The organism is Halalkalibacter okhensis (genome assembly GCF_000787375.1).
Taxonomy (GTDB): Bacteria; Bacillota; Bacilli; order Bacillales; family Bacillaceae_D; genus Halalkalibacter; species Halalkalibacter okhensis.
Window position 1 is genome coordinate 1 of record NZ_JRJU01000027.1, and the last position, 26065, is coordinate 26065.

Below are 26065 nucleotides of genomic sequence, written 5' to 3' on the forward strand. Positions count from 1 at the left end.
TAGAATGATCATACCTCGTCACATTCCATTCCTTATTCACTAAATAACTCGCTCCTCCTTGATGGATACCATTTAATCTCTGAACAGCATCGCTATTAATAAGTTCTTCTAGGACCCCTGTAATCGTATGAACCCCAAAAATAGTATCATTAATAATCATGAAATAACCCCTTTCCTGTGATGAACAATTATGCAGTTTTTTTAAAGATGAGATAAGAAAAATTGTCATTCCGTTTGATTTTCTTGCACATAGAACGTATACTAAGAATATACATGCATACTATAGAAAAAACCGACGGTGCTGGTAACACCATCGGCTTACACAATAGACTGCCCTTTAAAGGGGGCGGCAGATCACACATAATGATGGATCCACCCTGCTTCTCTAGAGCAAGGGTGGATTATTTTTCTTTTGACGTAAGGATCACAACAACCAATGTTGCAAATGCAATCATAAGCATTAGTGATTCAAATACTGTCACCGGCCTCACCCCCTTTCATTTGGGGATGATATACCGTCCACCCTTTAGAAGCTATTCTATTGCTCTACCATTATAGCATAACAAATTGGTAGATTTAAACACTAATCAAACGTATGTTCTAAACTGTACTATTTGCCTATTGCTTAATTCTCATTTCCTCCGCTACTAGACGATACGAGTTAATCCGAGCAAGTGGATCGTGAGTAATGGATATAATCATTAATTCATCAAAGTCATAAGTATCTCTAAGGTTTCTAATTTGTTCTCTAACGGTATCTGGATCTCCAATAATCATATTATTTTTCATTTTTTCTATTTCTTTTTTCTCTTGCTCATTTAGTAGGTACTCTCTCGCTTCTTTCATTGAAGGAATTCCATGTTTTCCTTCTCCCTTCCCTGTTTGAATCCTCCATACACATGAACATAGAGCTATTTCTTCGGCTTTTTCAATTGTTTCTGCACAAATCAATGAAACCGTTAAAATGATTTCAGGACAATTGCGATCCTTATTCGCTTTAAAGTTATTTTTATATGTATCCAATATTACCTGTCCATCATTTTCGCTCATAAATAAACCGAACGCATATGCCATACCGTATTCCGCTGCAAGCAACGCACTTTTCTTACTAGTCCCCAGTAGCCAAGGTTTTGGGGCAATATCGGGAACTGGTGAGGCTGTTACATTTGCATATTTATGTTCTGCCGGAAAATCTTGATCTAAAAAATGGAGGAGTTCTTTGACAGAACTGGGCATTTGAAAAACTTGTTGTAAAAAATTATCGGACAATGCATTTGTCACCTCGGCTGATCCGCCGGGAGCTCGGCCAATTCCTAGATCGATTCGCCCAGGAAACAAGGTTGCGAGTGTATTGTACACTTCTGCGACTTTATAAGGCTTATAATGTGGTAACAAAACCGCTCCACATCCAATCCGGATCGTTTCTGTATTTGCCCCGATATATCCAAGAACCACTTCAGGTGCCGAACATGCTAAGCCAGGAAGGTCATGATGTTCAGCAAGCCAATATCTCGTATACCCGAAAGCTTCCGCTGCTTTTGCAAGTTCCATTGATTCTTTTAGTGCTGTACTTGCCGTTTGATTTGTTGCAATAGGTGCTTGGTCTAAAATACTTAAATTCATTATAACTACCTACTTTCACATGAGATGTTAATGTGTCGTAATGTTGCTATTAACAGGATTAACGTCTTTTGGCAGATCCTCATCCTTTTGTGTAAGATTAGTTATCATTAGATTAATGATAATAAACAAAACAACTACTCCAGCTAATAAAAACCATTTTTTGTGATTCATGTTTTCACCTTCTTCAATTTTTATCTCCCTGTAACGATTATGAATAATACTTTCATTGGGCGCAAATAGTATGATTGAAACTTTCGAATGGAGGAACCTATATGAATAAGCAACGAGCTCAAGAAATAGCCGCTTCACCTGTTATGGCCAATGTCACTTATAATGGGACACCTATATACATTCAAAATGTAAGCAACGATCATGATATTGCTCGGATTTTCCCTTTAACTGATCCACAACATGAACAAGAAGTGAATGTATCAAGTTTAATTGAACATTAACGAAACCACCCTATCTTGGGTGGTTTCCTCGCCTAAGAATAAAGGAAGGTCGCTTAAACATTTTTCTCGTTAAGAATTATTTATAATTTGAGATATTTCATCCTCAGCTATGTCTTCATTTGCTCTTTCTAATTCTTTATGCTCATTCACTGAATCTCCTGCATAACGATCGATCGTATGTTCTGGATGAGCAGAATTCACTTCTGTTCTTATTCCGTATTCTCCTCTTGTATTTGCCTCAGTTGGCATATTGAATTGATGTTTCTTGTTTGCTTTCACTTGTATCACCTCATTAATTATCATTCACTGAACTATTCTTTTCATTCATATTCACACTAAGTATGATCCATTTCCTGATTTCCCCTCTTTTCTTCGGCTTATGTAAAAAATGACCAATAGATCCTCTAAAAGTTATATAATGAAACTATTAACTTGAGTTGAGGTGATTTCAATGAAAATTGAAGAAATTTATGGTAATCTACCCACCTTAGAAACAGAGCGTTTATTTCTTAGAAAGATCAAAACAGATGATTTAGAAGACATGTTTATTTATGGATCAAATGCTAATGTAACGAAATGTGTCACATGGAATACGCATCAAACACGAGCTGATACAAAAGAATTCATTGATTTTGCACTTGATAACTACAAGAATAAACAAGTTGCTCCGTGGGGAATTGAAATGAAAGGGGAACAAAAACTAATTGGAACGATTGACTTTGTTTGGTGGAAGCCAGTCCATAAAACAGCTGAAATAGGCTACGTTATTTCGGAGGATTATTGGGGAAAAGGGATAACAACTGAAGCTGTGAAAAGACTGATAGAATTTGGATTTCGAAATATGGAATTATTTCGTATACAAGCAAAATGCTTCGTCGAAAACATAGGTTCGCAAAGAGTTATGGAGAAGGCCGGAATGTCTTATGAAGGAACAAATAGAAAAGATATGTTAGTTAAAGGCATCCATCGTGATTTAAAAGTATATTCTATCTTAAAAGAAGAATTCCAAGGTTAATTATAGTAAAAGAACAGGATGGAGGTTATTTCTCCTCTCCTGTTCTTTCTAATTCTTCAACTTCCTTCCCAGAATCGTTTTGAACATATTCATTTAAATACGTGTTTTCAGTCGTAGCAAAATTGACAGATAACAAACTTTCTTCAGGATTTAACCCATATAATCCTTTCCTTAAATCTGATACTTCTTCTCCACTTTCAAATTGAGAGTTTTTTCTCTTATTTGCCAATAATACCACTCCTTGTTTATAGATAACCCTCCATTTTAATATTTGAAATAACTCCATTTTTTATTTAACTAAAAGCATGATTCCTCTACATAATTTGTTCATAAGTCGGCGAAGATAATAGCTGTACCATGATCAACATCACTTTCTTAGGAGGTTTCATAATGGGCTTTTTTGATTTGTTTAACGAAGAAGAATCTCAGAAGGAAATCCGTAAAGATGCACGTGAAGTAGATCGATCGACTAATACTGAATTTGCACAAGAAAATGCACATTTGGATTTGCGTGAAGAGGAATTAGATATAGATAAATACCGTGTAGAAACTGGTGATGTGACTCTTCACAAAGATATAGTTGAAGAAGAAAAAGCAGTTAATGTCCCTGTCTCTCATGATCAAGTCGTAATTGAACAAAGAGCTGTAAATCATGAACCGACAGACGAACCAATTACGGAGGAAGAAACGATTCATATTCCTGTTACCGCTGAAAAAGTAGATGTTGATAAGCATACGGTTGTTACAGGAGAAGTATCTGCTCATAAACGTTCGATCCAAGAAACAGAACAAGTACGAGATGTCCTTCATAAAGAAGTGGCAGAAGTTGAAGAACATGGTGAAACAGATATCATTAGAGAAGAGTAACAATAGCTTAACCCTACTTACTATTGTAAGTAGGGTTCTTCATAAATTTATGATTCAAGGCAAAACTATAAAAAACATTATTCAGGAGGTTCCTATGGGAAAACATATCCTTATTGGTGCCATAATTGGAATGCTTTTAGGTTGGCTTATGAATTTTTCACTTTTAACAGGAGGGATTATTGGAGGAGTTTTTGGAATCATTGCTAACATGCTAGTTAAGAGAACAGTTACGGAAGATTTAAATGAGGAAACAAGACGTAAGACGTTACAACTTCGGGAAGAAGAGCTAGAACTAACAAAAAAACGAGTACAAACAGGAGAAGTCAAAATACATCATGAAGTTGTAAAAGATAATAAGACGATTACAGTTCCAATAAAGCGCCAGGAAATGGTGATTGAAACAGCAAATGAAGATGAAATTCGAATTCCCATAAAAGAAGAAGAAATTGAAATTCATAAGCACCCTGTAAAGATAAATGAAGTATCTGTTGAAAATCGCCAAATTGAAGAAAATGTAACCGTAACTGAAAAACTAAAAAAAGAAGTGGCGCATTTAGACGTTGAAGGTGAAGCAGATGTTAAAGAAGAACACTAAAGATCTCTCATAACGCTTTAAATCGAAAGCGTTATGGTTTTCCACCCCCACGTTGTTGGTAATATTTTTACAATATATCTTTACATAAAAGAAAGCATTCTTAAACATACTAATCTCAAATCCAAAGAAAGAGGTGTTACAAACATGGCAAGTAGTAACAATAATTCAAATCAATTATTAGTTCCAGGTGTACAGCAAGCATTGGATCAAATGAAGGTGGAAATTGCATCAGAATTTGGTGTTCAACTAGGAGCTGACACGACTTCCCGTGCGAACGGCTCTGTTGGTGGAGAAATTACTAAACGTTTAGTTCAAATGGCTGAGCAACAAATGGGTGGATCTCAGTTTTAGTCATAAGAACGTGCACTTACAATCTCTGTAAGTGCACGTTTATTTAATTATTTAACTAATCAGTATTCGTTAGTTAAATCTACTCCACATCCTTGCTTGTTTATCAATTCCTTGTATGTACTCATTTTTCCCTTCCATATATTTGAAGATATCTGTAGGGAATTTTTTAGCCAATGCTTGCTTCAATCGGCTATATTTCAAAGATTCTTCAGGATGGGCGATCATATAATCCCTAAAAGCCAAGTGTTGTGAAATTTGGTTGTTTCCTTTTTCATATATATGAACGTGGTGAGTCCTGTTGTCACCGCCCTTACTAAAAAAACGCCTTTTTGAAATACCGTATTCCCCAAGAACTTCATAACCTAACTGTTCCATTTCCTTGTTAAATGCATCTATTTGTTTAATGTTAGTGACCTCAACCATAATATCAATTACTGGCTTAGCATGTATGTTCGGTATGGCTGTGCTTCCGATATGATAAATATTTATGAGTACTCCTCCAAGCACATCGTGTATCTTCTTGCTTTCTTCTTGAAACATCTTGATCCACTCCTGGTTATAGGGCAACACATTTACTTTTCTCATAATCGTTCACCTCGCTATTTTTTACAATTTAAATAACCTCACAAACTTTTCGATAAAATTCTGTAAATTAAATGGTGCATTACTTTGTTGATGATACGCCTTTCTAACAGCTTCCATAATCCAGAGTGGGATTTCTCTCCCATCTATTAAATGGTAATAATCTAAGTATCCTCTCTTTAAATAATCCCAGCGTTTATCACTATCCTCTTTCATATATTCAGATACGTCAATTACTTTTGCTCGACCTTCATGTAGGAGAATATTCTTCAAATGAATATCACTTGCATTTAGTCCTCTTTCAGCAGCATAATTACGTGCGCGTTCAACATCTTCTATTGCTTTTAATGGAATGTGAACTCCTTTTAATAAACAGTCATAAAGAGTTAAACCTTGTTCAAAACTTAATAGGAGAAAATTAGGACCTTGCCCATAAAAGTGAGGGAAAAATTCTGTCTGTCCAAGTGTCTTATAAACTTGAATTTCACTCTCCATTTTTACTAGCTTATCTTCGCTAAAAACCTTAATAGCTAACTCAGGTTCATCAAGTAAACGAAATACAGCGGCGTCTGTACCCACTCCTATAAATTCAAGGTTTTTCGAATGTCCGTTTACCGAAACAAGGTCATTTGCATTTGATGAAATCACTTGTATTTGTTTGATGCTATCCATTATTTTATTTTTAATCATGATGTCCCCCAAAACCATATGACTTGGTAACCATTTTTAAATTATCGAAAACTAGCCAAAAAAAATCGAAAAAAACCTTCACCGAGAACGGCAAAGGTTTTTAAATATAAATAGACCTTTACCATTAACAGTAAAGGTCTTGCTAACAATGTGTAATTGCCAACAAAGCCGAGAGCCTATTACTCTGTAATGACGACTTTGCTGTAAAAGCTACTCCCCTTTAGGAATACTATGAAATTAATATTATCTTAATGTTTTATTTTATTGTTGTCAATTACTTTCTTAGTTATTTGTCTTTCAACAGCTCTAAATAACAATTCTTGAAAGAGATGCTTGCCTTACCGTAATACATTGGCATAATCAACAACTTCTAATCCTTCTGGAATTTTCAAAATCAATATTTCTGGTGCTATATGTGTATGATGCCCATTCAAAAATGATTGTTGGTCATAAAATTGACCGATGGTAAATTCTTGGATGAATTGAGCAAAATGCTTATCAACCACTTCCGCTCGCATGAGTTCTAATGTAGTTCCATGAAGTTCTAAATCAATTCTGCTTATTGCATCAGTGATGTCAATGTTCCCAGAAGTGGATACACCTGTGTAATAATATGCTTCAATCGTTTTATCATTTGTTGGCTTTTGTTCCGTAATGACAGAGACAGAAATAGGATTGCTGTATTTTGATTTCAAATGAAGTTTTGGTTCATCATAATCAAACACCCATTCTTCTGCTCTCACAGCGCCATCAAATGAATGTAGCTCCCCCTTTAACGCAGCATCATGAAAATCGTTATAGAACTGTTCTTCCTCTAACTGAGAGATGTTAGAACCGATGACCTCTTTTTCTTTTGGAATCAGTTGATACGTACAGAAAGAAATAATGAGTAGTAAGACATATCCAGCCAGAAACCATTTTGTCCTACCACCTTCAAAAAACCACCGATATTGCCTTATTCCTACTCCTTTTACAATTGCTATAATTATTAAAATGATAATCATCAGGAGAAATAAACTCAGCATCATTGTCTAACCTCCAATCGATTTAACATTAGAATTGAACTTCCAAAACACAATCCACTCAAACCTATGACTTTAGCAGTAAAAATTATAAACGATGTCTCTTGAAATAAAAATTCATTAATCCACAAAAACACATTTCCGACACCCAGTGGCGCACCAATAAACAAAAATCCAAAAACAACAGCTGGTATCGAAATAACAAAGATTTTGTGAAGCTGCGTGAGCGCCCCAATTAAATATCCTACTGCTCCAAAAAGGGTTACATACAAAATAGTTGCGATTGTTCCAATCATCAATTTATCTGGAATGGTCTGAAGGATCCCTCCTGCTATGGTTAAATCCGTAAAAAAGAAATAAATAATGGTTTTCAATAAGAAACTCGATAACATCGCACAAATTCCAGCAAATGTACATGCAAATATTAGAAATAGAATAGTCGAAACACTGCTACTTAATCGATTCGTCACAAATGAAAAGTCATCAAAACGATAGGCCCGTGTTGTTAACAAGATGGCTGAAATAAACGACCATAAGAACGTAAAAACGATCACTAAATCCGCTGAATAATTACTCACTGTAATAGAGAAGCTATCCGATCCACTACCAACAGAGCTTGCACCATTCAACGAAAAAACAATAGCAATGATCTGCAAAATCATTAAGGATACGAATATCCCTAAATACGCTTTAATTTTATAGCGAAATTGTCTTTTAATGACCTCAAAAAGACTAAGCTCGGTTAAATACATCATCAATTCCTCCTTTCGATTTGTTTGTAAGATATACATATAAATCACTTGAAGAAATAGGAGACATTTCAACCCCATTTGCTTTCGCTTCAAACAATTCAACTTCTGTAAAATGATTCTTTACAACTGCAAACATTTGGTCAATCCCATTCTCCTCAATATGAAAAACTTCCTTTTCTGAGATTAATGGCTTCACATTCCTTGTATCTCCACTAAAGCCAATAGCCATTTCTTTAAAATCTGTCAATGGCAAATGCAAAAGGGTTTTTCCTTCTTTTATAATAAGTACATTCTCTAAAATGTCTTCTACTTCATGTAAATGGTGACTTGACAATAATATCGTTCTAGGATAGGCGATATAATCTTTCAGCAACGCTCGATAGAAGTCTTTGCGTACAGCTTCATCCATTCCTGTTGTGGGTTCGTCAAAAATGGTAATTGGACAACGAGAAGCCAAGCCTATGATCATATTGAATGTGCTTCTCATCCCTTTTGAGAGATTATTGTGACGCTGTTTCGGATGAAAGGAAAAGTAATCAAATAATCGCTCAGCGAATTCTTTGTCCCAATTCTGATAAAAGTTTGAAGCTTCTGTTAGAATTTCTCTTAATGTTAATGAAGACGGTAAACTCATTTGATCATCCACAAAAATTAAATTGGCCGAGACTTTTAAGTTATTAAAAGGGTGCTGAGAAAACACACGGATTTCTCCGGTCGTTTCTTTCAAGAACCCAGCAAGAATTTTTAACATCGTTGATTTTCCAGCCCCATTACGGCCAATAACACCAGTCATCTTATTTTCTTCAATCTCAAAAGACATGCCATTTAATGCTGCTACATTGCGGTAAATTTTTGTAATATCCTTGAATTCAATTACAGTCATTGTACTTCCCCCTTACGCTTCGTCTCTTTAATCATTTGCATTAATTCTTCTTCCTCAACACCTAGGTGATTAGCTTCAATGACGAGATCGAAAATAAGCCGTTTTAACGTTTGATTTTTACGCTTGCTCATGATTTTCTCCCGTGCATCCTCAGCGACGAACATACCTAACCCTCTTTTTTTATAAAGAATGTTTTCGTCTACAAGCAAAGTTAATCCTTTCCCCGCAGTAGCCGGATTAATATTGAACTTGTCAGCAAGCTGATATTGCGAATAAACTTTTTGATCCGTTGCAAAGTGACCACGCAAAATCTCAGCTTCAAGCCATTCAGAAATTTGTACATAAATCGGTTTCGAACTATCGGAATTCAAAAGCAAAAGAACTCTCCTCCTCTCAGGAGTAGTGCATTAGTGTTGTAATGCAGTATACAATATGTATAGTCCTTTTACAAGGTTCAAACGTTGAATTAATAACTTAGAAAGAAAATTTGTAATAGCAAATACAAAAAAACGTCCCCGAGCATTAAATGCAGGGACGTTATGGTTCTCGTTATCTTTACACTTTTAAAATTTATTGCTCCTTACTTATTTTAAGTTAGAGAGCATCAAAAAAGGGGAATTCATAGGAATTTCCCCATTCCATTATAACCTATAGGATTTTTCCATTATTACACCATAGAATTAAGTAATAACGGATCTTCTTCGTTTAAACCAAGTGTGTCTGCTGTTGAAGTATGAATTTGGTGTAGAAGTTCTGGATTTTCCATAAGTGATACGCCATATGAAGGGATCATTTCTTTAATTTTTGGTTCCCACTCTTCAATATGCTCTGGGAAACACTTCGCGATAACTTCTAGCATAACGTGAACAGCAGTAGATGCACCCGGAGAGGCACCTAGCAATGCTGCTATCGAACCATCAGAAGCAGTAATAACTTCCGTACCAAATTGCAAAGTCCCTTTACCTCCTGCTTCCGTATCTTTAATTACTTGAACACGTTGCCCCGCTACGACTAAATCCCAATCTTCACTTTTTGCATTTGGAATAAACTCACGCAATTCATCCATGCGCTTTTCTTTTGATAACATAACTTGCTGAATTAGGTATTTGGTCAATGACATGTTTTTTGCCCCAGCTGCTAACATCGTTACGAGATTATCCGGTTTTACAGAAGTTAACAAATCAAAGACCGAACCATATTTTAAAAATTTTGGTGTAAATCCGGCGAATGGTCCAAATAACAACGATTTTTTATTATCAATAAATCGTGTATCAAGATGCGGAACAGACATTGGAGGAGCACCAACCTTAGCTTTTCCATACACTTTTGCGTGATGCTGTTCTACAATTTCCGGATTATTACACACCATAAAAAGCCCGCTTACAGGGAATCCTCCAATATGTTTCCCTTCTGGAATTCCAGATTTCTGCAGCAAATGTATACTTCCACCTCCGCCTCCAACAAAAACGAATTTTGCCGTATGACGTTCGACTGTACCGCTTTCCAAATTCCGTACTTTTAATTCCCATAATCCCTCGTTAGTCCGATTAATGCCAATAACGCTATGTTTGTACTTCATATTAATATCTTTGCTCTCTAAGTGATCAAACAACATTCGCGTTAATGAACCAAAATTAACATCTGTACCAGAGTCAATTTTGGTTGCAGCTATCGATTCATTCGATGTTCGATCCTGCATCATAAGTGGTATCCATTCCATTAGCTTTTCCGAATCATCGGAAAATTCCATGCCTTGAAAAAGAGGGTTTTCTGAAAGCGCTTTAAACCTCTTTTTTAAAAACTCAACATTTTCATCTCCTTGCACGATACTCATATGTGGCAATGGCATAATAAAGTCTTGTGGATTATGTATCAACTTTCTTTTTACAAGGTAAGACCAAAACTGCATTGAAACTTGGAATTGTTCATTAATTGTTGTAGCTTTGCTAATATCTACAGATCCATCTGGTTTTTCCACTGTATAATTAAGCTCACACAGCGCAGCATGTCCCGTTCCTGCATTATTCCATTCATTAGAACTTTCTTCACCTGCATTTGCAAGTTTCTCAAATACTGTAATTTCCCATTCTGGTACTAATTCTTTTAAGAGTGTTCCTAAAGTCGCACTCATAATACCGGCGCCAATTAAAATGACGTCTGTTTTAGTTTCTTTAATGCTCATTTTAACCAACCTTTTCCCATAAAATTTTACAGAAAAGATGTAGGAGTCAAACTAAACTTAGGCGCGACCTAGTCACACACCTTTTCTGTGTCGATTATAACCATGATTTTAGGTGTATTACAAAAAAATTCTATATATAGATTAATACATCTACTATTATATAATAATTATAAGTTATTTAAAAGCTTGTAAAAGTGAGAATTCATAGTAAAGAGCGACGTTTATAATGAAATAATTCCTCAACATAGCTTTTTATAAGGGTTTGAAGTGACTAACGAATCAAACAATTACAAAAAACTCTTTCATTTTTTTTCGAATTCATACAAAGGGTGAAATAATTAAGTGCATTTATCCTAGAAACGTCATCACTATTTTTACAAAAAAAGAGGAAGAACAGATAAAAATTTGTATGATAAATATCTCACCCTTTGTCGGTATGTGCTAAGTATACTAATCACTTTAGATTACAAAAGAAACGGTCGTCATTGCTACCCTTCATTTGGTTCAGTCCTCGTCGCACGCTTGTGAAATCTGGCACCTAATACATATTGAGCTAAACCGAAGCGATAACTTAATAGAATATAGATCACACCCCCCATTAAAATCCCAGATAATAAAACGATGAATGCGTTTGACCACGAGACAATTGGGAAGTATTGTTGTATGTATGTGGTTATAATTCCAACATAAACACCCATAATGGCTGCAAATAGGAAAATAGCGATCGTTTGTTTCGCTAGCTGACTAAATCGATATTGAGCGTATTTACGAATCGACCAGAACATAATAAAGATAGCTAATCCATAACCAAGATAAGTTGCCAATATCCCACCAAACGGTCCAATATAATAAAGAAGAACATAGTTGAGTGATAATTTTATTAACAACCCAGAACCAAGTGCAAATACAGCATATTTCTGTTTATTAATTCCTTGTAGAATAGCACCTGACACCGCAAACAAAGAAAATAGCAGTGCAATTGGAGCATAATACCGTAACACCGTTCCGCCCATTTCTAAATCATTCGGCCAATAAAATGTGCTGAATACAGGAAAGGATAACGTTGAAAGACCGACTACTGCAGGTACGGTTATAAATAGAATGATCCTATACGTTTTTGTAATTTGCTCTTGTAGCGCGATTTGGTCATTTGTCACGTATGACTTTGTAATCGTTGGAACTAGTGTGATGGAGAAAGCTGTAGCTAACGCCATCGGGATCAGAATAATTTTATGTGCAGTTGAAGAAAAGATCGCAAAGAAAGTCACGGGCTCACCTTGTTCCATTAATCCACTATGAGTTAAGGCGTTTGTCACCGTAAACAGATCAATTAATTGAAACAATGGAATGGCTAAACCAACAAATGATAATGGAATGGCATAGCTTATTACTTCTTTATATATGTCTTTTAAAGAAAGAGAATAGCTAACTTTACTTGCATTCACCTCTTTTACAACAAAAGCTCGCCTCTTGAACCAATAATATACTAGTACAACTAACCCAGCTAGCGCTCCAAAAAAAGCCCCTAAAGTAGCAACTCCCACTGCCAATCCTAATGACCCTTCTTTTATATTTAAAATGAAATAGACAGCCAAAAGAATAAAGATAATTCGAACGATTTGTTCGATAACTTGAGAAACAGCAGTTGGCCCCATCGACTGGTGTCCTTGAAAGTAACCACGAATAATAGCCATAACTGGAACAATAAGTAATGCCGCACTGACCATACGAATGGTAAAAATAATGTCTTCCATTGAATTCCCTTTTAGTTCAGTCGGATCTGAGATAATCCAACTTGCCACAAGAGGGGCAGAAAAATATAGCGCGAGAGCCGCAAGTAGGCCATTAATAAACATAAACAGAATACCTGATTTTAATAATCTGTACCCAACTTGATAGTCTCCCATTGATTGATACTTAGAAACAAATTTAGATACGGCAAGAGGGACTCCTAATGTGGCCATACTTAATAAGACTGTATATGGAATAAAACCAAATTGGTATAAAGCATTCCCGGTTTGTCCTACAAGGAGTGTAAAAGGAATAACATAGATAAGCCCTAGTAGCTTTGATAAAAATGTTGCTGCTGTTAAGACAAGTGTTCCTCGAACAAGTTTTGTGTCTGACATACGAATAATCCCCTATATATTTTTTGATTTCCATATTATAGCACAAACTTGTTCGGAAATTGAGATAAACTCCTTGATACAAATTAGTCATATTTAATACAAGTTAATATGTACGATTATTTCCGCTATAAACAGGTTGAATTACAAATAATCACTAAATTCATATTGAGGTAATACGATTCTAAATGTTGTCCCTTTATTATTGCTTTTATAAACTTTTAGTTCTCCACGATGCTCAAAAATGATCTTTCTTGAAAAGGGAAGTCCAACACCCATTCCCGAAGTTTTGGATGAGATGAAAGGGTCAAAAATAGACTCCCAACGTTCAATTGGTATACCTCCACCTGTATCTGTAACATCTATTGTTATTTGGTCACCTATTATATTTGTGTTTATCACGATTTCTCTTCGATCCTTATCAGCTGAAATGGATTCGCAGCTATTTTTTATTAAATTTACAAACACTTGCTTAAGATGGACTTCACTGCAATAAGCTTTTAGCGGTTTATACTTCTCTTCAAACGATATTTTTACATTGTTTTCTCTTAATAACTCATTCGTAATATCAATCGCTTCATTGATCATTCCATTTAAATCTGATAGATGAAATGTAATGGTCTTATCACTTAAAAACTCCGAATAGCTACTTGTTAAATCTTCTAATTGTTGTGTGGCTGTGCGAATCATGCCAACCATGTCTCTATCTTGTTTGAGTAACGTTTTATTCTTATGGAGCAATTTAGAATAAGCTTTTACAATTTGTAAATTGTTTCTAACTTCATGAATGAGACTTGTAGCAATATCCCCTGTATAATCTAACTTTTTTTGTCGCTCAACTAAACGGTTATATTTAACTGTCATTAAAGTATTCATTCTGACAAAAGAGAAGATAATGATCGATGTAAAGATGATCACTCCAAAACTGCTTATGACAGCACCGGTCCCCGGAGTGAAATTAAGAAACCCCGTAACAAAAAGTAAAATAGCACAGAGAGAAAATGTCTTTAAGAATGATTTTAAATATTGATTTTGAATCCCATTTGAGATGATAACTACAAATATTAATAAAAATAAAACAAGACTCGTATGTAATATGTATAAAAAATGCAACTTTCCATAAACCGGAAAGTATAGCTGTAGTTCTGAGTTGTAAACTGTAACTATTCTTAAATGATCAATACCCAATGTTGTCCAATTTAACAAGTATACAGCTACACTCCATATGACTAAAACACTAAATATTTTATGGTTAAATAAAGATTGAATCAATTTATAACTGGTTGCATTCTTGAAAGTAGGTGCATGTTTTTTTATAATGAGAAAGGTTAAATAAAATGTTACAGGCACTGCAAAAGTGGGTCCCATTCGAAATAGACGAAAGAGCAATAAAATCATTTCTTCTGGTAGGACCCCTTTTAGATAGAGGACAGCTATGTCTATTTGCCATAGGAATATGGATAACATAAAGAGTAACAAAGCAATACTCAATTCAGATCCTTTATAGATTCTTAATACATTCAATGCCAAAACGATAGGAAGCAAACCTATCGTAATAATAAATAATGATGTGATCAACTGCTCTCACCCTTTTTGTAGCTTTTAATATAAGCACACGCGTTATTTCCACCGTACCCATGATTAGTAATCGCGACCTCATTGATTTCTTTAAATATAGTATCACAAACAATGTTCATGTCTTCAAACCCTTTTTTCCGCGTTCGAATCGTAGGAGGAATAAATCCATAATTTATACTAATTAAAGATGAAATCACTTGAATGATCCCAATTGCTCCAAATGGGTTGCCTATCATACTTTTGATCGATGTGTAAGGCACTTTATGATTTAATAATTCCTTTGAACATTTTTGTTCTATTATATCATTTAATTGAATTCCTAGGGCCTGACTATTTACGTAATCAGGATGTCTATGATTCAGCACTTCTCTTAAAGCATTGATCATTTGCTCGCCGCTTTGATCAACCGAATAAATAAAAACGCCATCATTATTGGATACAATACGATCTATTTCACCTAAAATGATTGCTTCTCTCTTAAGAGCATCTGTTTCCCTCTCAAGGATAATAACACCAGCTCCTTCTGACATAGCAAAGCCTTTGCTGCTAGACTGAAAGGGGACTGCTGCATCATCTAAGCTTTGATTTAAAGGTAAGACTTTTGTTTTAGCAAAGGCAAAAGCCGCCGCTTTGCTAATGGGACTATCAACGCCTCCTACAATAGCTACATCGATTACTCCGCTTTTTAAATATACAGCTGCATCTTGAATAGCTTCGAGGCTAGATGTACATCCTGTTGAAATGGTTTTCGTCATTCCTTTTGTTCCTAAATAGTGGGCGATCGCCGAGGTAATGCTATGATGATTGCCTTGATGTCCAAAAATAATAGGAACTTCTCTATAGTTATTTTGGTGAACATTTAGTATTGATTCTTGAAAATTCACATCACCAATATTTCCAACTGACACACCAAAGAATACCCCTATTTTTTTAGATTTGAGATCGCTTAATTTCGAATGAGATAAAGCTTCTTTTCCAGCTGCCATACCGAGTAAGGCCGTTCTTGGAAATCGCGCATATGCCTTATCAGGTAAAAATTCTAATAAGTCTTCTTTTATGACGCCGACAACTGTGGACTCTCCCTTTGGAGTCAAGTGGTTTACAGTTTCCAGACAACATACACCATTTACTAAATTATCTACAAACTCTTTGCTATTAGATGTATTAGGAGCTTTAACTCCATAACCTGTTACGACTACTTTACTCATCTTTTAACCACCCTTTAGGCATCCAATGAAATTCGCTTTTTCTTTATAATAGAATAATAGGGTAAGTTAGTAAATTAGATATATTATAAAAGTTGTAATTTTTTGTCGTTTTGTACAAAAAGAAATGAAACGATTAATGAGCAGGTTGATAAAAGTATTAAGAAAAAGCTTGCTAATGAACAAGCTCCTTTTATCTCTAAGATTTAATTTTATGAGATTAATTTTAACTCTCCCACATTAAGTCCTCCACAAACTGGTATTATTTCTGTAATAATGTCTTTATTAATTTCATCTTTAAGTCCAAGTTTCTTTTGTTTGGCTACCCTTAATTGATGAATAGTAGTAAAAAATACAAAAGATTGATTCTTACAATCCTGGCTACCTCCCATTGTTGGGTCATGTAAGTCAAAAAATAATTCAATTAACTCGTTATAAGATACTTTCCAAGGATTAAACCATACCTCTACTACCTCGATATTTGATCCTTTTAATCTACCTACTCGAACATGGTCAATACCACGAAAAACTGATATAAAAGCTTCTTGACTAAAAAATTCGCTAGCACCAAACACGGCTCTCTCCATTTAAATTCGCCCCTTTTTGAGCGATAAACGTTCTCTCCATTTTAAAAAACCTCTCTTTAGTTTAAAGAGAGGTTAGTATAATTAAATACATTCCTCTCATCTTTCAAAGGTCATACCTTTGCAGGAATTAGCACCGTTCATGTCATTTTGACTTGATGGTTGCCGGGTGTCATAGGGCCTGTCCCTCTACCACTCTGGATAAGAAGTTTATCGCTATTTTATTTTTTCACTACTTTATTATTACTAATTTTATCAACCGATCACGTAAATATCAAGTAATTTTTCAAATATACTGAACAATGATTCAATGTGGATCATAACCAATGCTCATTCACTCTGTTATTTCTTAATAAATGTATCAATTGTTGCTTTATCATCGCCAATAGAATAAGTAGTAAATATGACCTCATCCCCACTCTCCAATTCTTTTGCTGTAATTTGACTTTTAGCTTCGTCAGAGAGCCGATAACTAACTTCTTGTCCGTCTACATAAATAATTACTTCTTCAAGAGATTCAATACTTTTTATCACACCTACTACTTCAGGTAATTCCTCTCCCGCAAGCATTATTCCTCCAACACTGTTAAACTCTACTTCCCCAATTTCTTTGTTTTTCTCTTCATTTATTCCACAAGCACCTAATAATGTCACGGTTAATAAAGTTACAATTACTAATACATTTTTTATTATATGCACAATCCTATCCCCCTTAACATCCTTTATATCTTAAGACGATAATTTTCTGAAAATAGTTTCATGAAACGGTTTCCTGTTCAATCTCTTTTTCTCAAAAAAAAACTGTCTTTTGAGATAAGTCTCAAAAGACAGTTTTCATACATTAACGATCTAACGTTACATCACGTAAGAAGAAATAACCACTTGGATATTGCCAGAATCCTTCTACATCTGATCGTACAGCTGAGATGTTATCAGGAAAGTACAAATACGTATATGGAGATTCTTCAGCTAGCTTGTTTTGAACTTGTGCATATAGCTCAATTCTAGTTTCTGGATCTGTCTCTTGTCTAGCTGCATCAAGAAGTTGATCCAGCTCTTCGTTTGCAATTCGAGAACGGTTTCCTGGTGGCCCAATGTTATCTGAGTGGAATACAGCGTATAACCCGTAGTCGGCATCAATCGTTACCGTACCCCAACTCCCTAGGAATATTTCCATTTGCCCTAGACCTGCACGTTCGATATATGTTCCGAATTCGTACGTATCAATGCTCACATTTACGCCGATTTCTGCTAATTGAGATTGAAGTGCAACAGCTAAATCTTGACGTTCGCGTTCATCATCTGTTAATAAAGTTACATCTAACCCATCAGGATAGCCTGCTTCCGCAAGAAGTTCTTTGGCTTGTTCAATGTCATGCTCAATGGAGTCTACACCTTCACTATAGCCATAAACACCGGGAGCGATTGGAGTATCAGCCGGAATACCGACACCATCTAAAATCCCTTCAACTAATGCATTTTTATCTACAGCCATGTGAAGAGCACGGCGAACGTTGACGTCATTAAACGGCTCTACTTCCGTGTTGAAACCAAGATACACCATTCTTGTACTATTAACTTGTTCAATAAATGTGTCAGGGTTGCTCTCAACACGAGATACATCACTAGGAGAAACCGTAAAGTTAATATCTATTTCACCAGTTTCAAGCTCAGCAATACGCGTTAAACTCTCAGGAATAACTTTAAATGTTACTGTATCCACTTTTGCTTTCTCTTCATGCCAGTAATCTTCGTTTTTAGAAAGCGTGACTGAATTTCCAGGTTGTTGACTTTCAAATTTGAAATAGCCTGTACCTGAAGGTTGTTCATTTGCTGCCGTAAATGGATTTTCACCATTAGCCAGATCCTCATATGACTGCTCAATTAATTGTGGACTGATAATACTACCAGCAGTATGGGCTAAATGAGCAGGAAGTGGTGCAAATGGAAATTCTGTCTCGATATGTACAGTGTAATCATCCACTACACGAACGTCTGTTACCATTCCAAATAAAAAGGCAACAGGAGCAGCAACTTCAGGATCTCGAACACGGTCTAAACTTAACTTAACAACTTCTGCATTTAGTTCTGATCCGTCATGAAATGTAACACCTTCACGGATTTTCGCTTCCCAAACCGTATCTTCAATTTGTTCAAGTGATTCTGCTAACCCAGGTTGAATTTCAGAATTTTGGTCCATGTAGACAAGCCGATCATAAATAGTTGCATTAATCGTGTTAGCAACTGTTTCGTTTGCCCCATGCGGATCCAAAGAAACAGGATCAGACACAACACCAATATTAAGATCTCCTCCAAGTGATGGAGATTCGTTATCAGAACTTGGTTCATCCGTTGTTGAGTCGCTACTACAAGCAGCTACAAAACTAACAACTAATGCAAGCATGATAACAAAAAATTTCGTTGAAACGTTCTTCATGTAAATCCCCCTTTAAAAATAGTTAACTACAAAAAAATTATAGTCTAATAGTTTATTGTCTGTCAATTTGATACAGGAAATAGCAGATCTTTACATGTGATATTAGTTAACAAAACAAAGGAGAGGTAAAGTAATAGTCCATAATATTCCCTGGTTCTTTTTACCTGATTATTATATTGTCACAACATTAAATGAACAGGAGTTTTTAAAAATAAAAGGAGAGCTTATGGAGTGGATATCAAAAATGTAGTTATTTTCTATAGGATTCACCAATTAAGAGGTATGTCGAAAACAAACGAGCAGTACAAGGCGAATCCTGATTCCGTTAAAATGATGAAAAGGAGTCAAGCCTTACTAGAAAACAAGGATTTTAGATAGAATTGGATCGACTAAATTATAGGAACGCCCGGTATGCTCTTTATTTCAAGAATGAGTGATTAGTTTTCATAGACATCTTGGCAAAAAGTCCAATGATTAAGACAAGAAGGCCGATTACACCACCAATAAATTCAGCAATATAAAAGTCTCCATCTCTTACAAAACGAATGAGAAATCCCCCACCAAAAATGGTTAAAATCATAATCCCGAAGAAAATGAACCAATACTTCAATAATGTTTCCTCCTTTAAACAGCCAATCAATGCTCAGTATAACAACCTTTTAAATGACATCTTCCATTTTCTATTAGTGCTTACCTTTTAATTTTTTTACTTGGTACATAATCAACCCAATAAATATTCCACCAGTGGCAAAACCTAATAAATTTGGTATGTAAGAAAATGGTTTAATTGGATCACCCGAAAGATAGTCCATTGTGATCAGCAGGCTAGTTACTAATACTGGAAATATAATAACCCAGAAAAACATTGTCTTGCCCCACTTTGGCATCAAATACCCCTCTACTTCAATGAACCATTTAGTCATTTCAATATAAATAGCAATTCAATTCCAACACAAATAAAGTCGGCATCATTTAATCACTAACTTTAGTAAATTTCAACATATTTAGTCAGCGGATTTCTCCCCAAAAAACTATTTCGTACATTCACTTTCTCAAACATTTGAATGAGTAATGAAGATTCAATTTGAATTATCCAAGACCATACGTTTCGTTTTTAGGATGTGCCCATAGAAATCATCTTCGTATTCCTCTAACAAGCTAAAGCCTTTTGCTTGATAAAAAGCCTCACCCGTTTTATTTCCGTTTTCAACTTCTACATATATTTTTGAAACGCCTTTTAAATCTTCTAAAGCAGCTGCGAGTATTTCACTACCGAATCCTTTCCCTTGTTCGTTAGGGGATATATACATTGCCCCTAAAATAGCTTCTGATTCTCGCAAAAAAAAGTTTGCAAAACCTATTACCCTATCATTCACTGTTGCAACTAAAAAAAGTGAATGACGGACTCGCTTTTCCATGTTTTCATTTGAATAGGCACTCTCAATAAATTTATCTTGAATTTCACTTGGAATGAGCCCCTCATAAGTTTGATTCCAAGTAATTTTCGTAATATTTTGTATGTTAGCTATGTCATCTAAAGTTGCTTTTCTTATTTTTCTTTTTTGAATCATAAACGTACCCTCCAATATTTTTTTAAACCGAACTATTCCTAATGTCTTTCACTTTTTTGCAAACATAGATCATTTCATTATTTTCGTTAGCAAGAAGCGTTTCATTCCAATCTCTATAAATATTAACTATTTCAAAACCATTCGAATCTAATGTTCTTTCCATTTCTTTCGGAAATACATATCTTAAACGAATATTTGTTTTCTTTTCACTGACTAGTTCTCCGTTACTGTTTTTGTACTTTCTCACCGTCGTATAGTGTTGAATTTGGGACAGAGAATCATAAGTACTAATAGTATAAACATCTACCGAATTTAAACTTTCATGATCTGTATATGTTCTCCAATACTCTTCCGTACTCGGTTGTAATAATTCATCCACGCTTGGAAATCTTGTTCCAAATATAAAAATTCCGTTATTTTCTAAGTGCTTGTTCACCGAAGAGAGAAAGCGATCTTGAACTTCATTAGAAAGGAAATGTTGAAACGAATTACCCACTGAATAGATCAACTGGCTTTTTAGATTTAAGCTTAAATTAGTGCAATCTTGTTCCACCCAATCAATATCCAAACCAAGATTAGATGATTTATTTACCGCTTCATCTAACATTCCTTTATGGATGTCGACCCCTACTAGTTTAAATCCATTCTTCGCCACGGGGATCGTTAATCTGCCCGTTCCACAAGCCAAGTCAATAATTATTCCTTTTTGTTTTGATGCCCATTTTAATAAAAATGGAAGTTCTGGGATGTAAGCTTCATTTTCTTTATCGTATAAATTAGGGTCATCATATTCTTCAAAATTATCTATATCCATTTTTGATCTCCTTACAAATAAACATTTGGTCATGATTTGTAACAACATTTTCTCTTTGAGTCCAATTATTTTTAGAGCCTAGTTATCACATAGTTATGTTTCTTTTTCTAACCACCAAACACCTGCACACTCAGGTAATGTTACTAAATTTCCAGTCACCACTTTATCTGCAAGGTCATTCCCAAAGAAAAATCTAGTTAATTCTTCAGCTTGCTCAATATTATCAAAGCTGTAGTCTAAACGTATCCACTTATGAGAAAAGCCATATTTCTCCTCAAGTAATGAATAATATTGTTTTAAAAATTCAGGCGGATTGGGTGTTTCAAAACCCGTGCCCATAGTCTCAAAGATGATCACAAATCCTTTTTCGCGAAGGACGCGCATGATTTCTTTCATAACGACCTCAATATTATGTACGTTATTTTCAACATTTGAACTACCCAGATAACAAATGGACCAACCTGCTACAACCAAGTCAGCGCTTTCGTTTTCAGCTGGAATGTTACGATGGTCGGCAACCTGTGTTTTGTAGTTTATATTGTCGTCACAGTCTAACTGCTTTTCTATTAACTGCAACATTTCAGTCGAGGAATCTAATGCTAAAATGGACTTCACATATGGAGCGAGAATAGTGGTTATTCTTCCTGAACCAGCCCCCATATCAATGACATCTAATTGTTCGATCGAAGTAATATCGTTTATAACATTCATTAAACTAGGTTGTTTTGAAACCATTTGATCGTACATTTCTGTTTGCTTTTTATATACAATTGTATGGTCTGTCATCATTGACCTCCAGTATCTCTTTTATAAAAGAACTAATGAAACCCCTAAAAATCTTGAATACAATCGACCTATAATTATTAATCATCGGGAATAATTTTATAATAATAAACCGTTGAATGAAGTTTGCCATCACCTGACTTTGCATAATTAGGAATTATCCCTACCTGATTAAAACCAATTGAAGAATAAAGGAGATTAGAAGGATCTCCCTCTCTTGTATCAAGAACTAATAATGACCTATTTTCGTGTTTGGCTTGCTCTTCGGCTTTGTTCATCAGTGATCGACCTATACCTTTTCGTCGATAATCAGGGTGTGTCATTAGTTTTCCAATTTCAGCCCTATGTTTACCATTTTGCTTTCTACAAAGTTGTAGTTGTACACTCCCAACTATTTTATTATTCATTTTAGCAACAAAAAGAAGAAGGTCTGAATTTAGTAAATTGCTCCAATAAATTTCTGCATCTACAGTCTGCAATGGTGATAAAAATCCAATTGAAGCACCATCTTCTACAACCTGTATTAGAAGCTCTGATAGCTCATCTATATGATCATCAATAGAATCCATTTGTTCTATTTTTACATTATTAGTCAACATTATCACCTCCGTATTTAATCCCAAATGAAATAACTACATACTAGCGACCTTTTTAACCATTCCTTTATAAATTCTCCACCATCCACACTACAAAAGCAAAGGAAGCTGTAATCATTATGAACACAACCAAGCTATATGTTTCTTCACTAACAAAAGTGTAAACTAGAAATCCAATATATGCCAACAAATATCCTTTATATTTCTTTACCATCGTATCCCCCTAAAAATGAAAAAAAGAAGGTTGCTTCAACTTCCGTGGAGTGCCTCAAACAATTGAAAAGCAACTTTGTTATTCTATTAATATATCATTGATAAAATCTTCTCTTTCAGTCCTGCATTACTTGTGAAAATGATAAATGTTTCTTTTTTAGTAGTTACTACTACTCGCTCAGTATGTCCATATGGAAAGCCAATTCGTATCCCACTCTTTCCCTGCCTCCATAGGTATCATCATATTCAACTTCAATTATTTCAGATAAGGGGATCTGAATATTACTTAATTGCCATTTGATATGTAAGTTTTCATTTTTCTTTGTGATTTTAACTTCCATTATCTTCCCTCCATTCTTACTTTTTTGTATACGGATAGACTACGCAAAAGGTTCCAAAGATTTCTAAATAAACATAAAAAAGGATTTGGAAAGAATTCCAAACCCTTAATTAATCAATTAATCTACTCGCTTTGGATTTTTGAGCTGTTTTTTCTATTTTATTAGCTAGGACAGGTTTTAATAAGAATCCTATTGTAAGTGCCAGTAGCCAGAATCCAGCTAGTGCGACTATATTTTTCCAAACTAGAACTGGAATTACACCCCCAACCGCTTCACGTAACAAATTAATTGCGTAAGCAAATGGCATAAAAGGGTGCACAAGTTGATAAAATGGTGGAGCTACTTCGATTGGAAACGTTCCACCGCCACTTGATAACTGTAAAACAAGGAGAACAATCGCTAATGCTTTTCCAATATTTCCTAGAATAGATGCTAAAGTGTAAACAATCGTCATAAACACAATAGCAATCACCACCGAAAATAGCACTAGAAGGAATGGATGAGCTGCGTACACTCCTAACAAAACTAAATTACCAACACTAACAATAATCCCTTGGAGAATACCAACTATAAGAAATAAGATCATTCTTCCAAAATATATTTGGCGCAGAGTATATTTTCTTAGACGATCATCAGCATGAAGGTTTGTACTAATAAGATTAGATAATAATAAGGCTCCGACCCATAGACTTAATGTTGTATAAAAAGGTACGTTGGCTGAACCATAGTTTGGAATAGGAAACAATTTCTCTTCAATTAAATTAACTGGGTTTGCGAAAAATTCACTTTCTTCATCAAGATCGTTTCGGAGAATTGAGATAATGTCTGTTAACCAGTTCTCATCTTCTATCGTCCTAATTCGATCTGCGGCTTCTTTAATGTTATTCTCTACCTCTGGAAGTTGATTCCGACTGAACTCAGCCAATTCATGTACTGACTGCTTGGCAACAGGTAAGTTATCTGCTAAGATGCTCGTTAACTTACGATAATTCTCTTCAATTCCAGGTAGATCATTACGAATAAAATCAGACACCTGATGTAATTTATCCTCAAATGTAGGCAAATCACTTCGTACAAAGTCTCCTAGCCTCTCAATCACTTCAATTACAGCAGGGAGATCTTGCTGGATATTAGATGTGATCTCATTTATTCTTGTTTCAATCTCTGGTAATCGATCCATTAACAGCTGAATGTTTTCTTCTCCCATCGTTGTAACTAATTTTGCGCGATCAAGAACATCTTCCATTGGACTTAGCTGAGAATAAGCCTCATCAAAGACCAAATCGGCTTGGTCTAATTTTGAACGGATGCTAGTATACACTTCATCCATACTGTTAGACCCTTCCCCTTTAAAAAAAGTATGCAATTCATCCGAATTAGCTTCGGCTTGTTGGGCTTGTTTTCGAATCAATTCAACTTGATCATTTCCAGGAACCTTCCCTTCTTCAAGTTGCATGGACACATGAGTAAGTTCACTTTGAAGAGTTTCAAGTAATACAAGAGATCTTGATAACTGTTCTATTACTGCAAGTTGACCGTTTTCCTCTACCATTTCATAAGAAATATTATACATATTTAAGGCATTCTCTAATAGACGAATATGGGAGGTGACTTCATTATTCAATTTCGTTAACGAACCTACTAATTGTGTTTGAACATGATCTTCCTCAAGCATCGCAAGAGTTGAATCAATTGCACCAGCCGTTTGACCAATAAATAAAGCTTGTTGGGCTAACGTATCAATCACAGGAGGAAATGCTTCTTGTGCATCTTCAAGGAAACTTGTAAAAGCACCTCTAAATTCTTTCATTGAATCTGAATTTGTTTGAAGAGAAATCAGATTTTCTTGTACTGTATTTATTGTAGCTTGAGCCCCTTTCGTTTTCTCTAATGCATCCTGTAAATTATCAGCAATCTCTGCGAATTGGGCTGTCACATTGTCCATTTCTTTTGCTGCTTTCTCAATTTCAGGAATGGCCTCTTCAAGTTTCAAAATTCCATCAGCAAGTTTATGAATTTGAGGAATATGCTTTTCGAGTTCAACGATTTCCTCTGCAACCTGATTTATTTGGGGAATGGCCTCTTCCACTGTAAATAGCTGATCAACTGTTTCTTCAATCTTGTACCAATTTTCATCTATATCTATAACCCATTTTGCATACTCGTCTATTTCTGGAATACGACGCTCTAGCTCATAAACGATTTGCTTTAATTTTCGAAGAGTAGGGAGTTCCTCTTCAATCTTAATGCCTACTCTATCAAACTCCTGAAACAACGCTTTTGATGCTTCCTCAACAAATTGATCATTCATATCTTTAACGATTGTTGATGCACCAGCAGACGTCATTTTTGGGGCGATGGCATTAATCTTTTCATTTACCTGATAGAATATTTCTGATTGAATCGGTTCATCTGTTAGTACTTGCACTAAATCTGCTGAAAAAGTATCGTTAATATATATTCCACTATAATAATCCCCATGCTTAACTCCTTTTTCAGCATCTTCTCTAGAAACAAATCTCCAACCTAAGTTCTTATTCTTTGCCAAGTTTTCTATTAATTCTTCCCCTATATTAATATATTCTCCTTCTAGCTCTGTACCCTGATCTTCGTTTACAACAGCAACTTGAATTCCAACGGTATTTCCATAAGGATCCCAAGCGGCATTTAAATTAAACCAAGCATACGTAGCAGGTAGTATAGACAAGCCAATAAGCAGGATACCAACAAGTGGGACGCGTTTAATATTAAGAAGGTCTTGCTTAAAAATGCTCCAAATTTGTTTCATACTCTCCTCCAAAAT

At 35.2% G+C, this 26065-nt stretch carries 31 protein-coding genes, 2 pseudogenes and 1 riboswitch; of the genes and pseudogenes, 5 read left to right on the forward strand and 28 right to left on the reverse strand.

Annotation, left to right across the window (positions count from 1 at the left end; genetic code table 11):
- From LQ50_RS25500 to LQ50_RS25505, 4 genes and pseudogenes are all read right to left on the reverse strand, one after another.
- A pseudogene (locus tag LQ50_RS25500) lies at positions 1–160 on the reverse strand (HD domain-containing protein); the annotation flags it as partial.
- A 241-nt stretch (positions 161–401) separates the two neighbouring features.
- Positions 402–491, reverse strand: coding sequence for a putative holin-like toxin (locus tag LQ50_RS26540; protein ID WP_373279216.1), 90 nt, complete (start codon positions 489–491; stop codon positions 402–404).
- A gap of 127 nt (positions 492–618) precedes the next feature.
- Positions 619–1623, reverse strand: a complete 1005-nt coding sequence (locus tag LQ50_RS17165) for an LLM class flavin-dependent oxidoreductase (RefSeq protein WP_034631633.1) — start codon at positions 1621–1623, stop codon at positions 619–621.
- 27 nt (positions 1624–1650) lie between these two features.
- The gene (locus LQ50_RS25505; RefSeq protein ID WP_161784695.1) at positions 1651–1794 is read right to left on the reverse strand and encodes a hypothetical protein; all 144 of its coding nucleotides are present in this window, start codon (positions 1792–1794) and stop codon (positions 1651–1653) included.
- Between the two features lie 101 nt (positions 1795–1895).
- On the opposite strand from LQ50_RS25505, the gene LQ50_RS17170 reads away from it, so the two are divergent.
- On the forward strand, positions 1896–2075 hold the full coding sequence (locus LQ50_RS17170) for a small acid-soluble spore protein H (protein ID WP_034631634.1): 180 nt from the start codon (positions 1896–1898) through the stop codon (positions 2073–2075).
- Positions 2076–2144: 69 nt separating this feature from the next.
- Here the strand turns inward: LQ50_RS17170 and LQ50_RS17175 are convergent, their stop codons facing one another.
- Positions 2145–2354 carry a hypothetical protein gene (locus LQ50_RS17175; protein WP_034631635.1) on the reverse strand — a complete coding sequence of 70 codons (210 nt, stop codon included), beginning with the start codon at positions 2352–2354 and terminating at the stop codon, positions 2145–2147.
- Positions 2355–2526: 172 nt separating this feature from the next.
- Between LQ50_RS17175 and LQ50_RS17180 the strand changes: the two genes are divergently transcribed.
- A complete protein-coding gene (locus tag LQ50_RS17180; protein ID WP_034631637.1) occupies positions 2527–3090 on the forward strand; it encodes a GNAT family N-acetyltransferase in 564 nt (187 codons plus the stop codon).
- Positions 3091–3115: 25 nt separating this feature from the next.
- Here the strand turns inward: LQ50_RS17180 and LQ50_RS17185 are convergent, their stop codons facing one another.
- A complete protein-coding gene (locus LQ50_RS17185; RefSeq protein WP_034631638.1) occupies positions 3116–3319 on the reverse strand; it encodes a hypothetical protein in 204 nt (67 codons plus the stop codon).
- A 161-nt stretch (positions 3320–3480) separates the two neighbouring features.
- Between LQ50_RS17185 and LQ50_RS17190 the strand changes: the two genes are divergently transcribed.
- The 3 genes from LQ50_RS17190 to LQ50_RS17200 all read left to right on the forward strand — a co-directional run bounded on the left by LQ50_RS17190 (position 3481) and on the right by LQ50_RS17200 (position 4903).
- The gene (locus LQ50_RS17190; protein ID WP_034631639.1) at positions 3481–3957 is read left to right on the forward strand and encodes a YsnF/AvaK domain-containing protein; all 477 of its coding nucleotides are present in this window, start codon (positions 3481–3483) and stop codon (positions 3955–3957) included.
- 94 nt (positions 3958–4051) lie between these two features.
- Complete coding sequence (locus tag LQ50_RS17195; protein ID WP_034631641.1) at positions 4052–4552, forward strand: YsnF/AvaK domain-containing protein; 501 nt, start codon at positions 4052–4054, stop codon at positions 4550–4552.
- Positions 4553–4696: 144 nt separating this feature from the next.
- Positions 4697–4903 carry an alpha/beta-type small acid-soluble spore protein gene (locus LQ50_RS17200; protein WP_034631643.1) on the forward strand — a complete coding sequence of 69 codons (207 nt, stop codon included), beginning with the start codon at positions 4697–4699 and terminating at the stop codon, positions 4901–4903.
- Positions 4904–4972: 69 nt separating this feature from the next.
- Here LQ50_RS17200 and LQ50_RS17205 read toward each other — a convergent pair whose 3' ends face one another.
- From LQ50_RS17205 to LQ50_RS17305, 22 genes and pseudogenes are all read right to left on the reverse strand, one after another.
- Positions 4973–5488, reverse strand: a complete 516-nt coding sequence (locus LQ50_RS17205) for a GrpB family protein (RefSeq protein ID WP_084138897.1) — start codon at positions 5486–5488, stop codon at positions 4973–4975.
- Positions 5489–5509: 21 nt separating this feature from the next.
- A complete protein-coding gene (locus tag LQ50_RS17210; RefSeq protein WP_034631644.1) occupies positions 5510–6175 on the reverse strand; it encodes a serine/threonine protein kinase in 666 nt (221 codons plus the stop codon).
- A 338-nt stretch (positions 6176–6513) separates the two neighbouring features.
- Positions 6514–7203, reverse strand: a complete 690-nt coding sequence (locus LQ50_RS17215; protein ID WP_034631645.1) for a hypothetical protein — start codon at positions 7201–7203, stop codon at positions 6514–6516.
- Positions 7200–7949 (reverse strand): hypothetical protein, encoded by a 750-nt coding sequence (locus tag LQ50_RS17220; protein ID WP_034631646.1) that lies wholly within the window; start codon positions 7947–7949, stop codon positions 7200–7202. Before LQ50_RS17220 ends, LQ50_RS17215 begins: the two co-directional genes overlap by 4 nt.
- On the reverse strand, positions 7930–8832 hold the full coding sequence (locus LQ50_RS17225) for an ABC transporter ATP-binding protein (RefSeq protein ID WP_034631648.1): 903 nt from the start codon (positions 8830–8832) through the stop codon (positions 7930–7932). Before LQ50_RS17225 ends, LQ50_RS17220 begins: the two co-directional genes overlap by 20 nt.
- A complete protein-coding gene (locus LQ50_RS17230; protein WP_034631649.1) occupies positions 8829–9209 on the reverse strand; it encodes a GntR family transcriptional regulator in 381 nt (126 codons plus the stop codon). The genes LQ50_RS17225 and LQ50_RS17230 overlap by 4 nt, the downstream gene beginning before the upstream one ends.
- A gap of 290 nt (positions 9210–9499) precedes the next feature.
- A complete protein-coding gene (locus tag LQ50_RS17235; protein WP_034631651.1) occupies positions 9500–11014 on the reverse strand; it encodes a malate:quinone oxidoreductase in 1515 nt (504 codons plus the stop codon).
- A 488-nt stretch (positions 11015–11502) separates the two neighbouring features.
- The gene (locus LQ50_RS17240) at positions 11503–13143 is read right to left on the reverse strand and encodes a putative polysaccharide biosynthesis protein (RefSeq protein WP_034631652.1); all 1641 of its coding nucleotides are present in this window, start codon (positions 13141–13143) and stop codon (positions 11503–11505) included.
- A 141-nt stretch (positions 13144–13284) separates the two neighbouring features.
- A complete protein-coding gene (locus LQ50_RS17245) occupies positions 13285–14718 on the reverse strand; it encodes a sensor histidine kinase (RefSeq protein WP_034631654.1) in 1434 nt (477 codons plus the stop codon).
- Positions 14715–15926: a beta-ketoacyl synthase N-terminal-like domain-containing protein gene (locus tag LQ50_RS17250; RefSeq protein WP_034631655.1), complete on the reverse strand. Its 1212-nt coding sequence runs from the start codon at positions 15924–15926 to the stop codon at positions 14715–14717. Before LQ50_RS17250 ends, LQ50_RS17245 begins: the two co-directional genes overlap by 4 nt.
- Positions 15927–16135: 209 nt before the next feature.
- Positions 16136–16510, reverse strand: a complete 375-nt coding sequence (locus LQ50_RS24450) for a peptide-methionine (S)-S-oxide reductase (protein ID WP_052144824.1) — start codon at positions 16508–16510, stop codon at positions 16136–16138.
- A 93-nt stretch (positions 16511–16603) separates the two neighbouring features.
- Positions 16604–16715, reverse strand: a riboswitch (SAM riboswitch).
- Between the two features lie 134 nt (positions 16716–16849).
- Positions 16850–17206: a hypothetical protein gene (locus tag LQ50_RS17260; protein ID WP_034631656.1), complete on the reverse strand. Its 357-nt coding sequence runs from the start codon at positions 17204–17206 to the stop codon at positions 16850–16852.
- 142 nt (positions 17207–17348) lie between these two features.
- Positions 17349–18944, reverse strand: coding sequence for a glutathione ABC transporter substrate-binding protein (locus tag LQ50_RS17265; protein WP_034631658.1), 1596 nt, complete (start codon positions 18942–18944; stop codon positions 17349–17351).
- 418 nt (positions 18945–19362) lie between these two features.
- Positions 19363–19554: a hypothetical protein gene (locus LQ50_RS17270; RefSeq protein WP_034631659.1), complete on the reverse strand. Its 192-nt coding sequence runs from the start codon at positions 19552–19554 to the stop codon at positions 19363–19365.
- A gap of 73 nt (positions 19555–19627) precedes the next feature.
- Positions 19628–19831, reverse strand: coding sequence for a hypothetical protein (locus LQ50_RS17275; RefSeq protein ID WP_034631660.1), 204 nt, complete (start codon positions 19829–19831; stop codon positions 19628–19630).
- Positions 19832–20023: 192 nt separating this feature from the next.
- Positions 20024–20515: a GNAT family N-acetyltransferase gene (locus tag LQ50_RS17280; RefSeq protein WP_034631662.1), complete on the reverse strand. Its 492-nt coding sequence runs from the start codon at positions 20513–20515 to the stop codon at positions 20024–20026.
- A 22-nt stretch (positions 20516–20537) separates the two neighbouring features.
- Entirely contained in the window at positions 20538–21329 is a 792-nt protein-coding gene (locus tag LQ50_RS17285) for a class I SAM-dependent methyltransferase (RefSeq protein WP_034631663.1), read from the reverse strand.
- Between the two features lie 93 nt (positions 21330–21422).
- Positions 21423–22115: a class I SAM-dependent methyltransferase gene (locus tag LQ50_RS17290; RefSeq protein WP_034631665.1), complete on the reverse strand. Its 693-nt coding sequence runs from the start codon at positions 22113–22115 to the stop codon at positions 21423–21425.
- 77 nt (positions 22116–22192) lie between these two features.
- Positions 22193–22711 carry a GNAT family N-acetyltransferase gene (locus tag LQ50_RS17295; RefSeq protein WP_034631667.1) on the reverse strand — a complete coding sequence of 173 codons (519 nt, stop codon included), beginning with the start codon at positions 22709–22711 and terminating at the stop codon, positions 22193–22195.
- A 64-nt stretch (positions 22712–22775) separates the two neighbouring features.
- On the reverse strand, positions 22776–22922 hold the full coding sequence (locus LQ50_RS25510; protein WP_161784696.1) for a hypothetical protein: 147 nt from the start codon (positions 22920–22922) through the stop codon (positions 22776–22778).
- Between the two features lie 86 nt (positions 22923–23008).
- A pseudogene (locus LQ50_RS17300) lies at positions 23009–23262 on the reverse strand (SunI/YnzG family protein).
- Between the two features lie 109 nt (positions 23263–23371).
- Positions 23372–26050 carry a YhgE/Pip domain-containing protein gene (locus tag LQ50_RS17305; RefSeq protein ID WP_034631669.1) on the reverse strand — a complete coding sequence of 893 codons (2679 nt, stop codon included), beginning with the start codon at positions 26048–26050 and terminating at the stop codon, positions 23372–23374.
- Between the last annotated feature and the right edge of the window lie 15 nt (positions 26051–26065).

What these genes read in the sequence shown, in the direction of transcription:
- LQ50_RS17240 (WP_034631652.1), bottom strand. Translation starts at nt 13,143, where the DNA reads ATGTCAGACACAAAACTTGTTCGAGGAACACTTGTCTTAACAGCAGCA.
- LQ50_RS17285 (WP_034631663.1), bottom strand. Translation starts at nt 21,329, where the DNA reads ATGGATATAGATAATTTTGAAGAATATGATGACCCTAATTTATACGAT.
- LQ50_RS24450 (WP_052144824.1), bottom strand. Translation starts at nt 16,510, where the DNA reads ATGGAGAGAGCCGTGTTTGGTGCTAGCGAATTTTTTAGTCAAGAAGCT.
- LQ50_RS17165 (WP_034631633.1), bottom strand. Translation starts at nt 1,623, where the DNA reads ATGAATTTAAGTATTTTAGACCAAGCACCTATTGCAACAAATCAAACG.
- LQ50_RS17295 (WP_034631667.1), bottom strand. Translation starts at nt 22,711, where the DNA reads ATGTTGACTAATAATGTAAAAATAGAACAAATGGATTCTATTGATGAT.
- LQ50_RS17225 (WP_034631648.1), bottom strand. Translation starts at nt 8,832, where the DNA reads ATGACTGTAATTGAATTCAAGGATATTACAAAAATTTACCGCAATGTA.
- LQ50_RS17250 (WP_034631655.1), bottom strand. Translation starts at nt 15,926, where the DNA reads ATGAGTAAAGTAGTCGTAACAGGTTATGGAGTTAAAGCTCCTAATACA.
- LQ50_RS17215 (WP_034631645.1), bottom strand. Translation starts at nt 7,203, where the DNA reads ATGATGCTGAGTTTATTTCTCCTGATGATTATCATTTTAATAATTATA.
- LQ50_RS17275 (WP_034631660.1), bottom strand. Translation starts at nt 19,831, where the DNA reads ATGCCAAAGTGGGGCAAGACAATGTTTTTCTGGGTTATTATATTTCCA.
- LQ50_RS17180 (WP_034631637.1), top strand. Translation starts at nt 2,527, where the DNA reads ATGAAAATTGAAGAAATTTATGGTAATCTACCCACCTTAGAAACAGAG.
- LQ50_RS17190 (WP_034631639.1), top strand. Translation starts at nt 3,481, where the DNA reads ATGGGCTTTTTTGATTTGTTTAACGAAGAAGAATCTCAGAAGGAAATC.
- LQ50_RS25505 (WP_161784695.1), bottom strand. Translation starts at nt 1,794, where the DNA reads ATGAATCACAAAAAATGGTTTTTATTAGCTGGAGTAGTTGTTTTGTTT.
- LQ50_RS17170 (WP_034631634.1), top strand. Translation starts at nt 1,896, where the DNA reads ATGAATAAGCAACGAGCTCAAGAAATAGCCGCTTCACCTGTTATGGCC.
- LQ50_RS17265 (WP_034631658.1), bottom strand. Translation starts at nt 18,944, where the DNA reads ATGAAGAACGTTTCAACGAAATTTTTTGTTATCATGCTTGCATTAGTT.
- LQ50_RS17290 (WP_034631665.1), bottom strand. Translation starts at nt 22,115, where the DNA reads ATGACAGACCATACAATTGTATATAAAAAGCAAACAGAAATGTACGAT.
- LQ50_RS17200 (WP_034631643.1), top strand. Translation starts at nt 4,697, where the DNA reads ATGGCAAGTAGTAACAATAATTCAAATCAATTATTAGTTCCAGGTGTA.
- LQ50_RS17305 (WP_034631669.1), bottom strand. Translation starts at nt 26,050, where the DNA reads ATGAAACAAATTTGGAGCATTTTTAAGCAAGACCTTCTTAATATTAAA.
- LQ50_RS17195 (WP_034631641.1), top strand. Translation starts at nt 4,052, where the DNA reads ATGGGAAAACATATCCTTATTGGTGCCATAATTGGAATGCTTTTAGGT.
- LQ50_RS17205 (WP_084138897.1), bottom strand. Translation starts at nt 5,488, where the DNA reads ATGAGAAAAGTAAATGTGTTGCCCTATAACCAGGAGTGGATCAAGATG.
- LQ50_RS17280 (WP_034631662.1), bottom strand. Translation starts at nt 20,515, where the DNA reads ATGATTCAAAAAAGAAAAATAAGAAAAGCAACTTTAGATGACATAGCT.
- LQ50_RS17210 (WP_034631644.1), bottom strand. Translation starts at nt 6,175, where the DNA reads ATGATTAAAAATAAAATAATGGATAGCATCAAACAAATACAAGTGATT.
- LQ50_RS17220 (WP_034631646.1), bottom strand. Translation starts at nt 7,949, where the DNA reads ATGTATTTAACCGAGCTTAGTCTTTTTGAGGTCATTAAAAGACAATTT.
- LQ50_RS17235 (WP_034631651.1), bottom strand. Translation starts at nt 11,014, where the DNA reads ATGAGCATTAAAGAAACTAAAACAGACGTCATTTTAATTGGCGCCGGT.
- LQ50_RS25510 (WP_161784696.1), bottom strand. Translation starts at nt 22,922, where the DNA reads ATGGTAAAGAAATATAAAGGATATTTGTTGGCATATATTGGATTTCTA.